Annotated in this window: 8 protein-coding genes and 1 tRNA gene; 1 reads left to right on the top strand and 8 read right to left on the bottom strand. The window is 61.4% G+C overall.

The window, feature by feature from the left end; translation table 11 throughout:
* Positions 1-560 precede the first annotated feature (560 nt).
* The 5 genes from ACIGHL_RS18175 to ACIGHL_RS18155 form a co-directional block, all read right to left on the bottom strand.
* A complete protein-coding gene (locus ACIGHL_RS18175) occupies positions 561-2,243 on the bottom strand; it encodes a diguanylate cyclase domain-containing protein (protein ID WP_241509087.1) in 1,683 nt (560 codons plus the stop codon).
* A 197-nt stretch (positions 2,244-2,440) separates the two neighbouring features.
* Positions 2,441-2,516: transfer RNA gene (locus ACIGHL_RS18170), tRNA-Thr, on the bottom strand.
* Positions 2,517-2,591: 75 nt separating this feature from the next.
* The gene (locus ACIGHL_RS18165) at positions 2,592-3,824 is read right to left on the bottom strand and encodes a methyltransferase (protein ID WP_128119863.1); all 1,233 of its coding nucleotides are present in this window, start codon (positions 3,822-3,824) and stop codon (positions 2,592-2,594) included.
* 92 nt (positions 3,825-3,916) lie between these two features.
* Positions 3,917-5,293, bottom strand: coding sequence for a TRAP transporter large permease (locus tag ACIGHL_RS18160; protein ID WP_128119862.1), 1,377 nt, complete (start codon positions 5,291-5,293; stop codon positions 3,917-3,919).
* Entirely contained in the window at positions 5,286-5,831 is a 546-nt protein-coding gene (locus tag ACIGHL_RS18155; RefSeq protein ID WP_045423313.1) for a TRAP transporter small permease subunit, read from the bottom strand. The genes ACIGHL_RS18160 and ACIGHL_RS18155 overlap by 8 nt, the downstream gene beginning before the upstream one ends.
* Positions 5,832-6,025: 194 nt before the next feature.
* On the opposite strand from ACIGHL_RS18155, the gene ACIGHL_RS18150 reads away from it, so the two are divergent.
* Positions 6,026-7,126: a TRAP transporter substrate-binding protein gene (locus tag ACIGHL_RS18150; protein WP_128119861.1), complete on the top strand. Its 1,101-nt coding sequence runs from the start codon at positions 6,026-6,028 to the stop codon at positions 7,124-7,126.
* A 60-nt stretch (positions 7,127-7,186) separates the two neighbouring features.
* Here the strand turns inward: ACIGHL_RS18150 and ACIGHL_RS18145 are convergent, their stop codons facing one another.
* The 3 genes from ACIGHL_RS18145 to ACIGHL_RS18135 all read right to left on the bottom strand — a co-directional run bounded on the left by ACIGHL_RS18145 (position 7,187) and on the right by ACIGHL_RS18135 (position 12,831).
* Positions 7,187-7,612 carry an OsmC family protein gene (locus tag ACIGHL_RS18145; protein ID WP_128119860.1) on the bottom strand — a complete coding sequence of 142 codons (426 nt, stop codon included), beginning with the start codon at positions 7,610-7,612 and terminating at the stop codon, positions 7,187-7,189.
* A gap of 100 nt (positions 7,613-7,712) precedes the next feature.
* On the bottom strand, positions 7,713-8,021 hold the full coding sequence (locus ACIGHL_RS18140) for a DUF2388 domain-containing protein (RefSeq protein WP_128119859.1): 309 nt from the start codon (positions 8,019-8,021) through the stop codon (positions 7,713-7,715).
* Between the two features lie 64 nt (positions 8,022-8,085).
* Positions 8,086-12,831 (bottom strand): hybrid sensor histidine kinase/response regulator, encoded by a 4,746-nt coding sequence (locus ACIGHL_RS18135; protein ID WP_128119858.1) that lies wholly within the window; start codon positions 12,829-12,831, stop codon positions 8,086-8,088.
* Between the last annotated feature and the right edge of the window lie 66 nt (positions 12,832-12,897).

The following is a 12,897-nucleotide window of genomic DNA, read 5'->3' as shown; positions in this document are numbered from 1 at the left end:
AGTCATTTGGTCGGGCTGTTGTGGCGATACGTGTTCGCGCCGACGCGAAGAAGCGGCAGTGGCGTTAAGCCCTCAAAACCATACACAGTTCAATCGCTACGCGACCTAGATCTAATGGATTGCCGGACGGAGCAGGTATTGCATAGTGGGGCGGCAGGTATTGGCGCACCTTCTCCACCATTCCTCGAGTTTTCGAAATGAACGCCTTTCAGATAGCGTTGTGTGCACTCCTCAGCCTCGGTGTACTGGGTACGGGCGCCTTGCTCGATTACCGGAACGCTGATCGAGACAGGGCGGCCAGGACCACCGATTACTCGAGCCCCAGTACTCTCCTAACAGGCCGCACAAAGCAGAAAGAAGACGAGGCGAAGGACAAACCCACCGCCTGAGCTTTTGTTTAGCTTCTAAACCGATATTACCGGCTCGGCCTCAACTGAGGTCGAGCGCGGGACGTTGAATATCGATCGGCGTTACCGAGCTGGCTATTGCTATCAGCCCTGGTTTCCCGCCAACCGCTGCCAAGCGGCTGAACATGGCAGCTGCCCTCACGCCTAGGTTTATCAGACTGCCTGCGGCGCCGGCGCCTTAGCCTCACCCTTGTTGGCAACGCTAAAGCTCGCTCGTCCTTTACCGGCGCCTTTGGCGCGGTATAGCGCTTCGTCAGCTGACCGAAGTGCGTCGGCAAAGTCACCACCTGACCAGAGCGCGCCGCCGACACTGCAACCGATGTTGATAGATTCGCCCGCCAGCGATACCGGCTCGGCAAGCCTGGCGATCATGCGATCGGCCGCGCGCTGCACATTGCGCACGGATTCGCCTTTGCGCAGGCGCAGAAGCAGGACGAACTCATCTCCACCGTGCCGCACTGCGATGTCTCCGTCGCGGATCGAAGCCGAAAGCCGCAGCCCGACCTCATGCAGGAGCGCATCGCCTACGGCATGGCCAAAGAGGTCATTGACCGGCTTGAAGCCATCGAGGTCCAGGCACAGAACGCCGAAGCTCGATTGCTGTTCTTCTTCGGTCCGTACAGCTTCTACGTATTTCTGCAGCGCTGCCCGGTTCGGCAGTCCGGTCACGGTATCGCGATAGGCAATCCCTTCGACCAACGCCAGCTGACTTCTTTTTCGGGTCAGGCTGTCCACCAGATGCCGTATCGCAACGCTGAGGGCTTCGACTTCCTGCGTGCTTTTCAGTAGCGGAATCCGAACTGCGGCCCCTTCCGAAATGCGGGCCGCTGCGTCAACGATCTCTCGTAGCGGCTGTGTAATCATTCCCGCGACAAACCAGCCGATGACGGCGAAGGCCAAGGACAGCATGGCCCCCCAGATGAAAATCTCATCGCGTAACTGGCGTGCTTCGGCAAACGCGATCTTTGCGGGCTGGCGAGCAATGACGGTCCAACCCAATCCGGGGTAGTTCTCGAAGCCGACGCTTTCGGCAAATCCCGTCAGATATTCTGTGCCGTCTGGCCAATGCACCACGGACCAATTCTGCACGGGACGGTCCTCGAGCTTGATTCCGATAGGCTTACCGATCATTTCCCTCGGGCCGAGCAGCACCGTCCTGTCTTTGCTGACGACAAGAAACTCCAACCCTGGCAAACGCTTTTGCAGTGGTTCAAATAATGATCTGCCCACCTCATCTGCCCACTCCCAGGAAAGATGGGTGGCCAGCACCCCTGCCAGTGCCCCCGAGTCATCGCGCACGGGCATGCTGATGTCGACAAACTTCATCGCCTCGCCCGACGGGTTCGGCAGCAGTTTGGCCAGTAACACCGCCTCGTGTACGTCACCGATAAAGGTGTTTTCCACCCCGTTGAGGAATACGGGTCTGGCCGAGATGTCCACGCCCTCCAACAGGCTATCGGTGGAGGCGACCACCTTGCCGTTGGCGTTTGTGAGGCCGATCCAGGAGTAGCTGGGAAAGTGATCGCTCAGATGATTGAGAAGCGTGCGGGCTTCACCGACATTTTCTGGGTTGCGAAGCGCTTGGAGCTCACTGAGTACGGTCAGCTCTTTGGAGCGGCCGCTCATGTCGCGGTCAAGGCGATCAACCATCGAGAAAGCCGCTTCTCCGAGCTGTTGTCCCGTCCATTCCTTCAATCGCGAAATGGAAGACTCACCGATGGCGGTGCCGAAAATGCAACTGAGTACGAAGACGACCAGGGCGACGACGATGGCGAAGCGCGCTCGCAAGCTGCGTAAAGGTGTGAGAAACATCAAGCGAAACCATAAGGGAGACATCAAAACGCCAGGACAAGCTAACGTCATACGCCGCTATGTCGGCCGCAGGGCTGGATTCTCCAGCCCGATTCATCGCAACGAGGTATCTGGGCCTCTTACAAGGCGGCGCTGCGTCACCGACGTGTTTCCGGCATAGTGAGCGCAGAACAAAAACAAAAAAGGCCCACCATCCGGTGAGCCTTTTCTGTTGTTTCGTATGGTGCCGGCACCAAGAGTCGAACTCGGGACCTACTGATTACAAGTCAGTTGCTCTACCAGCTGAGCTATACCGGCTAAAAGATGGGCGCCATTATAGCCATTGCTCGCGGCGAGTAAACTGTTTGTTGCCAGTTGTTTGCATGAGTTTATTCAAGTGCTTGCGAATCGCGCCTCAAGCTCGGCAATCAGCATCAGATTGCGCGGTGTCAGCTCGGCTGGGCAGAACGTACCCAGGCGTACCGCATAGCCGTTTTCGGCCAGTACCAGCGCGCGGTCGAGCAGCAGCCAGAGTTCCAGCGGCCGTCGGAACAGACCGCGCAGCAGTTCCAGATTGCGTACTTCGGCCAGGCGCTGCCAGCCGCGCCGTTCGAGCGCGTCCCAGTTCTGCTCCGGCGGTTCGGGTAGTTGCTTTAGCGCCGCCAGGTCACGGCAGTACTGTGCGAAGCGCTTTTTCAGCCAGCTACTGGGAAGCGAGGGTGTGGGCAAATAATCATTCTTGCCGCGCAGCTCACGTTGGAGCACGTCGAAACCCAGGCGCCAGGCCATCGACTGGTCGCGCTGACGGCGTTCGCGCGCGCCGGCAGTGACGGTTTCGCTGAGTGGCAGGCCGAGGTCGTCTCGGGAGAGCTCAAGGCTTGATTGCCGCCCAAGCGTCGACAAGGGCCGGTAACGATCTGTCTGGATCCGGTTGTAGCAGCAGGGTGCGATTGCCAGTTGCTGGCAGCGTTGCGCGATGCTCAGGTTGATCAGATGAACGTGCAGCTCGCCACAGGCATGCAGCGCTATCGGCGTTGTGGTGGGGTTGAGCTGTGCAGCCACGTCGTCGGCCATCACGTCCTGCTGTCGGTGGTTTGCGTCGATGCCAAGCTTCTGACTGAGGTGGGCGCCGGCTGTAACCAAAGCCTGATCCCACTCAAGGCACGTCAGCTCGCCCCCGCGCCTGACCAGCTGGCGCCCCAGATGACCTTTGCCCGCGCACCAGTCGACCCAGTGGTGCGGGACTTCACTGAACGTCAGGGCCGCGTCGAATGCCTGGATCTGCAGCCACTTGCGTCCGGGCACGTCGGCCAGCTGGCGCGCAGCAGTGTTTTGGGTGGGTGAGGAGGGCAGCTCGTCCATGCAGCTCAGGGCGATGGCCCGCGCAGCCAGCTGTGGAAACGGGGCGGGTGCGAGCAGCTGTGCGGGCTGGTTGTGCGCGGCTTCAGCGTCTTCCAGCGAGCGGCTGCGCAACCAAAGGGCCAGTTCAGGGTGTTCGGATTCCCAGCCGAGACGCATGTGCGTGAAGGGGCGCGGGCGCCACAACGGTTGGTGCTGCAACAGAAACTCGTCGAGCTGCTGAAAGCGTTCGGCCAGTTGTGCGTAGCTGAATGAGGCGGTGGGCATGGGGGCTCGGCGATGGCGGCTTCATGGTTATGATCGCGCCGAAAGCGGCTGCCGAAAAGCCAGACGCCCGTCGAAACGGGCGTCTGCGGGGACTATTTGCCGTAAATCTGCTCGGGTAGCCAGGTGACCAGCCCAGGGAACTGGTAGGCAATCACCAACAGCAGCAGCTGAATCAGGATGAACGGCACCACGCCTTTGTAGATCGTGCTGGTGGGCACTGATTTCGGTGTCACGCCGCGCAGATAGAACAGCGCGAAGCCGAAAGGTGGCGTGAGGAACGAGGTCTGCAGGTTCAGCGCGATCATTACGCCGAGCCACACCGGATCGAGCCCCATGGCCAGCAACACCGGGCCGACGATCGGGACGACCACAAAGGTGATCTCAATGAAGTCCAGGATGAAGCCCAGGAGGAAAATCACCACCATCACCAGGAAGAAGGCGCCGAGCACGCCGCCTGGAAGTTGGGCGAATACATCCTCGATCAGCACTTCGCCACCGAAGCCGCGGAACACCAGTGAGAACAGCGAAGCGCCAATCAGGATCAGAAACACCATGGCGCTGATTTCGGTGGTGCCATAGGCCACTTCGCGCAGCTGGCCGAAGTTCAGTTTGCCCTTGTAGAGGGCCAGGACCATCGCACCGAGCGCACCCAGCGCCGCGGCCTCGGTTGGTGTTGCGTAGCCAGCGAGGATCGAGCCGAGCACCGCGCTGATCAGCAGCAGCGGCGGCACCAGGGCATTGATCAACTTGCCCCACTCAATCGGGCCGAGCTCTTCCTGCGGCAGGGCCGGCAGTTTCTTCGGCTGGAGGATGGCCACGCCGATGATGTAAAGGATATACATGCCGACCAGCAGCAGGCCGGGCAGTAAGGCCCCGACGAACAGGTCCCCGACCGAAACGGTCTTTGGTGAGAAGATGCCCATCTTCAGCTGCGCCTGCTGGTAGGCGCTGGACATGACATCGCCCAGCAAAACCAGCACGATCGACGGCGGAATGATCTGGCCTAAGGTGCCCGTGGCGGCGAGGGTGCCGGTCGAAATCGCCGGATCATAGCCGCGGCGAAGCATGGTTGGCAGCGCCAGCAGGCCCATGGTCACCACGGTGGCGCCAACAATGCCGGTGCTGGCCGCGAGCAGCGCGCCCACCACACAGACGGATATCGCCAGCCCGCCGCGCAGGGTGCCGAACAGGCGCGACATGGATTCGAGCAGGTCTTCGGCAACCCGGCTCTTTTCCAGCATTACGCCCATGAACACGAATAGCGGCACCGCGAGCATCGTCTGGTTGTTCATGATGCCGAACAGACGATTCGGCAAGGCGCTCAGGTAACCGCCATCGAAGGTGCCGGTAACGATGCCGAGCCCGGCGAACAGGAGTGAAACACCGCCCAAGGTAAACGCGACCGGGTAGCCGGCCATCAAGGCCGCGCAAATGCTGATGAACAGCAGTATTGCCATCAACTCAGCCATGCTTCACCTCCTGCTCTGGCAGGCGGCCGGCCATGGTGTAGGCGGCTTTGATGATTTCGGAAACGCCCTGCAGGATGAGACAAACCACCAGGACGAGGATGATGCTTTTCTGCAGGTAAACGAACTTGAGACCGCCCGATTCGCTGGAGCCTTCCAGCGTCGCCCAGGAGTTGGCGACATAGTCCCAGCTTGCCCAGCCGAGAAACAGGCAGACAGGCAAGAGAAACAGCAGGGTGCCGAGCACTTCGACCAATGCCTGGTAGCGTGGGGTGAAACGCTGATAGAAGATGTCGACGCGGACATGGCCGTTGCGTTGCAGAACCCAGGCGGCGGCACCCATGAATACCAACGCGTGTGCGTAGAGGACGGCTTCCTGCAACGCAGTTGCGCCGATGCCGAATCCGTAGCGCAGTACCACGACGATGGCGGTTCCTATGACCAGAAACAGGGTCAGCCAGGCGCAGGCCTGTCCGAAGCGGGCGTTCACGGCGTCGATTACTCTGGCGAGACCGAGCAGTGGAGGGGCATGTTTCGACATGGCAGATCCTTTATTGTTATGGCCAGGCGGCCGGCGATTCTAGGCGGCTGTGCGAACGTGTCGCAACCGGCAGTACTACGTACGTAGTGCCTGTACGTAGTCACGGCGCTTGAGTGAGAGATAGCCATATGATAGCTAGAACTACCTGATTTCGGGGTTCCGACATTCAGCATTACAACAACAAGGAGTGACTCATGAAACGTCGTCAAATTCTGGCCGCCGCTGGCGTTGGTCTGGCCGCAACCGCACTGGCCGGTTGCAATAAGGAAGCCGAAACCGCTGCCAAGTCCGAAGGCACCGCAAGCACCGAGAAATTCAATTGGAAGATGGTCACCTCCTGGCCGAAAAACTTCCCGGGTGTAGGCGTTGGCGCAGAAAACTTCGCCAAGCTGGTCAACGAAATGAGCGATGGCCGGCTCACGGTCAAGGTGTATGCCGCTGGGGAATTGGTCCCGGCACTTGAAGTGTTCGATGCGGTGTCCCGTGGTACGGCCGAGATGGGTCATGGTGCGCCCTATTACTGGAAAGGCAAGGTCCCGGCCGCTCAGTTCTTCTGCGCATTGCCATTCGGTCCCAATGCTCAGGAAATGAACGCCTGGCTGCATCGCGGCGGCGGCATGGAGCTCTGGGAAGAGGTCTACAAACCATTCGGCGTACTGCCCATGGCCTGCGGTGCGACGGGCGTGCAGACCGCGGGCTGGTTCAACAAGGAAATCAACTCGGTTGATGACTTCAAAGGCCTGAAGATGCGTACCCCCGGCCTGGGCGGCGAAGTGCTGACCAAGATGGGCGGGACTGTGGTCAACATGCCGGCCGGTGAAATCTTCACGGCGCTGCAGACCGGTGCCATCGATGCCACCGAGTGGATTGGCCCGTACAACGATCTGGCGCTGGGGCTGCACAAGGCTGCCAAGTACTACTACACGCCAGGCTGGCAGGAGCCGAACGTCACCTTCGAACTGGACGTCAACCTGAAGGCTTGGGAAACCCTGCCGGACGATCTCAAGACCATCGTTCGTGCCGCGGCCCGTGCCGTCAACGGCGACATGCTCGACGACTACAACGCGAAGAACATGGAGGCTATGGAGCAGCTGCGCGCGCAGGGCGTTGAAGTTCGCCGGCTGCCGGACGAAGTATTGGCTCGTCTGAGGGAAGTGGCTGCCGAGGTGGTCGATGCTTCCGCCGCTGCCGACCCAGTCGCCAGCAAAGTCTGGGACCAGCAGAGTGCCTACCTCAATCGCTTGTACGAATACGCCGAGCTGAACGAGAAGGACATCTACAACATCCGCGGCTGATCCACCAACCGCATGAACGAAAACGCCGCCCGATGGGGCGGCGTTTTCGTTTGCGTGGAATTAGTTTTCCAAGGTCGCGGTCAGACTGATCTGCGCATTGAGCACGCGCGATACAGGGCAGCCTTCCTTCGCCTGGTTGGCGATCTGTTGGAACTGCTCGTTATCGGTGCCCGGCACCTTGGCTTTCAGCGTCAGGGCGATTGCGGTAATGGAGAAGCCTTTGTCGTCCTTGTCCAGGCTGACTTCTGCGGTGGTGTTGATGCGCTCGGCAGTCAGTCCGGCTTGACCGAGCATCATCGAAAGCGCCATAGAGAAACAGCCGGCATGTGCTGCGCCAATCAATTCTTCCGGGTTGGTGCCGGGAGCGCCTTCGAAACGGGTGTTGAAGCCGTAGGGGTTGTCTTGCAGCGCGCCACTTTCGGTGCTGATGGTGCCTTTGCCGCTTTTCAAGTCACCTTGCCAGACGGCGGATGCGGTTTTCTTCATGGGATTCTCCGAATGCTGCGGGTGGACGAATGGCGACGCGGTCTGCCGCTTGGCTGCATGCGGAGCGACATCACCGGCCGGCTGGCCGGCGTTGCGTCACCTAGTGTTGTTCGGCTGCGAGGATCGCGCTGGCCAGCTGCATGTCGCTGGCCTGTAGTTGCGGTTGCTCGCTGCGCAGTTTCACCAGCATCGCTTCGAGATAAGGGCCACGGATGGCGCCATCACTGGCCACGAAGCTGCTGGCGTCTTCCCGTGCCGCGGCGACCAGCTTGTCGTCGCGGAACGTCATGTAAGTGGAAGCGGTGGTCGCGCCCGACGATAGAATCTGCCGGACGAACCCGTCGTCCGCCATCGCCGCACCGAAAGGGATACAGCTCAGGGTCACGGCTGCCAGGAGTGTTTTGCGCATGATGGATGCCTCTGCTTGATCCTCCATTAGAGAGTGCGCAGCGATCAGCAGAGTTCCTTGGACGCTATCCGCTGCGTTCAATCAGTTGGCGAACCTTGGCGCCGAGCATGTCGATGCTGAAGGGTTTGGCCAGCATATCCATTCCGGGACCGAGGAATTCGCCGCGTACCTGAGCGTTCGGTGCATAACCGGTGATGAACAGCACGTGCAGGTCCGGTCGGTGCTGGCGCGCGATTTCTGCCAGCTGACGCCCGCTGATGCCGGGCAGTCCGATGTCGCTGACCAACAAATCGATACGTTGAGCACCCGTCAGATGCGGCAGTGCGCTGTTACCGTCCACTGCTTCGAGGACCTGGTAGCCGAGTTCTTGCAGGACCTCGACCACCAGCATGCGCACCGCGGCTTCATCCTCGACCACCAATACGGTTTCGTCGGCCTGCGCGCCGCTGACGGCCACTGGTTTGCTGGATTGCTCTTCGATGTGCGCAGCCTGCGTCCGGTTGCGCGGCAGGAACAAGGTGATCAGCGTGCCTTGCCCCGGTGTGCTGTCGATGCGTACATGGCCGCCAGTTTGCTTGACGAAGCCATAGACCATCGAAAGCCCGAGGCCGGTGCCCTGGCCGATAGGTTTGGTGGTGAAGAACGGGTCGAATGCCTTGGCGACCACTTCGGCTGGCATGCCCGAACCATTGTCGGCCACGCTGAGCGTGACGTATTCGCCGGGTTCGGGGCCGTCTGGTTGCGGTGTATTGATCTGTACCGAGCCGGTTTGAATGATCAGCCTGCCGCCTTCGCTCATGGCGTCACGCGCGTTGATCACGAGGTTGAGCAGGGCGTTCTCGAGCTGGTGCGCATCCGTGTAGGCCAACCAGGGGCTTTCCTGCAGGCGGGTATCGAACTCGATGTGCTCGGCCATGGTGCGGCGCAGCATGTCCTCCATCGACTCGACCAACAGGTTGACGTTCACCGGTTGCGGATCCAGCGACTGGCGCCGGGCGAAGGCCAGCAGGCGATGGGTCAATGCCGCGGCGCGATTGGCCGAACTGGCCGCCGCATCGACGTAGCGACCGAGATCGTTGGCTTGACCGTTGGCGACTCGGCGCTGGATCAAATCGAGGGCGCCCAGCACCCCGGTCAGCATGTTGTTGAAGTCGTGGGCGAGGCCGCCTGTCAGCTGGCCGATGGCTTCCATTTTCTGTGCATGGCGCAGGGTGTCCTCGGCGCGCTCGCGCTCACCCATCTCCAGATGCAGCAGATGGTTGATCTCGGCCAGCTCGCGCGTGCGCTCGGCGACGCGTCGTTCCAGATTGTCGTTCAGCTCGCGCAGCGCTTCTTCGGCGGTGACCTGTGCCGTGATGTCGGTGTTGGTGCCGAACCAGCGAGTGACCTGACCGAAGTCGTCGCGAATAGGTACAGCGCGCGCCAGGAACCAGCGGTACTGGCCGCTTTTGCCGCGTAGCGGGAAGGTTTCCTCCCAGATCGAGCCGATCGCCACGGCGCGTTTCATAGAAGCACTGACCCGCTCGTGATGGTCGGGGTGATGGACCGAGCGCCAACCCAGGGCTCGCATGGCCTCCAGTGTGGTTCCGGTGTAGTCGTACCAGCGCTTGTTGTACCAGTAGATGTGGCCTGCCGGATCGGCCATCCAGGCGAACTGGCTCATATTGTCGGCGAGGGTGCGGAATTGCTCCTCGCTGGCGCGCAATGCAGTTTCGGCGCGCATACGTTCGTCGGCCGTCCAGGCACGGTCAGCGACTTCGCGAATAAAGGAGATGTCGTCCTCAGCCCATTGCCGTGGTCGATCCTGCAGCAGGATCAAGGCGGCGCTGAGGGCGCCCTGCTCGTGCAGCGGCACGCAGACCAGGCTTTGAACGCGCCTCAGGCGCAGGCTTGCTGCCTGTGCGGCGGTACGCGGGTCATGCAGCACGTCTTCGACCACCACCAGCTCGTCGTGCTGCAGGTCGTAGATGAAGTCGCCATAGTCGGCAAAGCACATGCGCTCGCTGTAGTCACCCAGAGCGCCGTCGCTCCAGTAGCGCTCGACGGTGGCGTATTGTCCGCCTGGGTCGATGGACAGAAAGGCCGCGCGGGTCACCTGCAGTGTGGTGCCCAGTGCCCGCACGGCAGCCGTGACGATGGTGATGCTGTCCGGTTGTCCGCGCAGCAGATCGCCCAGCTCCATGAGCACCGATTGGCGCTGTTCGGTGATCTGGCGTTCCTGTATCTGCTCTTCGAGCAGCGCGTTCATGCGCAGCAGCTTCAACGCAGCGTTGCGCTCAGCGGTGATGTCCCGGGCGGTGCCCAGCAGGCGAACCTTTCCATCGCTGTCTACCAGCCGGCGCCCGCGATTGGTCTGCCAGCGGAACTGGTCGTTGCGCTCGTCATACACCCTGTATTCGAGGTTCAGTTCGCCGCCACCGACCCCGTCGAGCGCGTTGCGGAAGGCCTGCAGAAGTGCGTGGCGGTCGTCAGCGTGCACCCGCGCGAGGAATTGATCCACCGTCAGGGCCGGTTCGTTCGGTGCGATGCCCGCGAGTGCCTTGAGCTGGGAATCCCAGTGCAGGCAGTTGCCTTCAAAATCGTATTCCCAGACGCCAATTGCCGCGATCTCGTTGGCCAGGCTGACGCGCTGTTCGGCTTCCAACAAGGCCTCGCGCGCGCGCGCTCGGTCAGCGGCCGCGCGGATGCGCTCGGCTACTTCGCGCACCAGTGAAATATCCGCCTGGCTCCAGCGGCGTGGCTGTCGACTGCCGAACAGCAGAAAGGCGCAGTCAGCGGATTGCTCCAGCAAGGGCGCGAGCAACAGGCTGCGGTAACCAAGGTGTTCATGCAGGCCGCCGCAGTTGCCGTGACAATCGGCTTCGTCAAGGAGGTCCTCGAACGGCACGATAAGGCCCTGCGATAAGCGCAGGCGTAACGTCCGTGCACAGCCTCCAAGCGTGTAGGAGGCGGAACGAGATTCGCTGGGGCCCTGCGGCCAGTGCTGATCGATGATCAGGCCGTCGCGCTCGTCCACATGTCCTTGATAGATGCAATCCGCCCCCATCAGCTGGGCAAGCCGATCGGCCATCATGTCGGCCAGCTCGATACGACTACCGCTGTCCTGAAGACGGTCGCTCAACTCGAGCAGGTAGGATTGCTGGGCCTCGCCGCGGGTCCGCTCGCTGATGTCGGTGAAGGTGCAGATCGCCCCATGCAGCACCCTGTCCCGGTACAACGGGGCGACCCGGTATTCCACCGGCAGGCTGGTCCCGTCCGCGCGATAGAACAGCTCGTACTCGACGTGTGCCGGCTCGCCGGTCGTGGCGGTGCGCAGAATCGGGCATTCCTCGAGCGGATAGGGTGAGCCGTCCGGATGACTATGGTGGATAGCTGGATGCAGCTGCCGGCCAAGCACGTCTTCTTTGCTGGAAAACCCGAGCAGTTTGACGAATGCCTCGTTGCACAGGGTCACCAACCCCTTGGTGTCTATGGAATAAAAGCCTTCGCTTGCCGCGTCCAGCAAGCTACGGGTGAATGCCTCGCTTTCCAGCCGTTTGATTTCGGCCAGGCGTCGCTCGTGAATGTCCTGAGCGACCAATACCCAGTGCAGCAGCTGGCAGTCGCAGTCGTAAACGGGCGCGCCGCTGCCTTGGAACCAGCGTTGGCTGCCGTCCGCCGCCAGCAGCGGAACTTCGAAGCTGCCGGCCTGGCCGGATTTCAGGGCGCCTCGCCATTGCTTCAGTATGGCGTCGCGGTGATCCGGCGCCACCGCTGAGAGCCAACCCATGCCAGCCGAGGCTTCGGCGCTCAGGCCGGTAAAGTCACACCAGTAGCGGTTGCAGAAGATTAATTGCCCGTCAGCATCGCACTGCCAGATGACCTGAGGGCTCAGGTCGACCAGAGCTCGGTAACGCTCTTCAGCTTGGCGAACGGCTGCCTGTTCGTGCAGGCGCTCGGTCAGGTCGCGCAGGATATGGACGAAACCCAGGTGCTGACCGTGATCATCCTTGAGCGGCATTTGCACCCCGCTGGCCCAGAAGCGGCTGCCATCCTTGCGCACATGCCAGCGTTCGTTCATCGCCGAACCATCGCGTGCCGCGGTTGCCATTTCCTTTTCTGGCACTCCGCTGGCCACGTCTTCCTCCACGTAGAATCGCGAGGCGTGGCTGCCGATCGCGGCGTGCGGTTGCCAGCCGAGGATGCGTTCGGCGCCCTGGTTCCAGCTGGTAATGAGGCCCTGGGCGTCGGTGGTGAGAATCGCGTAATCGACTGCGCTGTCGATGATCTGTCGGTTTCGCTCGTTGGCTTCACGGCTGCGACGCAGCTCCAGCAGGGCCATGACTTGACGGCCCAATGCCTCCAGATGGGCGCGCTGGCGCTCCGACAGCTGCCGCGGCTGGCTGTCCAGAACACATAGTGTGCCGAGCGGCAGACCATCGGCGGTGCGCAGTACCGCTGCGGCATAGAAGCCCGTCATACCGTTGGCCAGCGGCTCGTTGGTCAGGTCCTCGATCACCAGCGGTTCGCTGCAGCCGATGGCGCGGGCGCAGAGCGCCTCGTCTCGAGGACGGTTGCCACCTTCGATGTTGACCGAGGCCTTTACCCATTGGCGGTCCTTGTCGACGAACACGATGGCGGCGCTGGGGGTGGTGCACAGCTCGGCGGCAAGCAGCACCAGATCATCGAATGCCGCCTCGGCGGGGGTGTCGAGAATGCGGTATCGGGCCAGGGCTGCCAGTCGGTCAGCTTCGTTCCATGTATTGCTTGTGTTTTTCTTCTTCAAAACGTTTGCTCGGCTATCCGTGGCGGCAACGATCTTGGTGTCCATGCGGCGGCGACCGAGCGCTTGCAATGGCTAGGCGGCGGCGCAGATGCAAGCGGTTGTTGCTATGCA

The organism is Pseudomonas sp. NPDC077451 (genome assembly GCF_044543345.1).
Lineage (GTDB): Bacteria > Pseudomonadota > Gammaproteobacteria > Pseudomonadales > Pseudomonadaceae > Stutzerimonas.
This window is presented reverse-complemented; position numbering and strand designations above follow the sequence as displayed.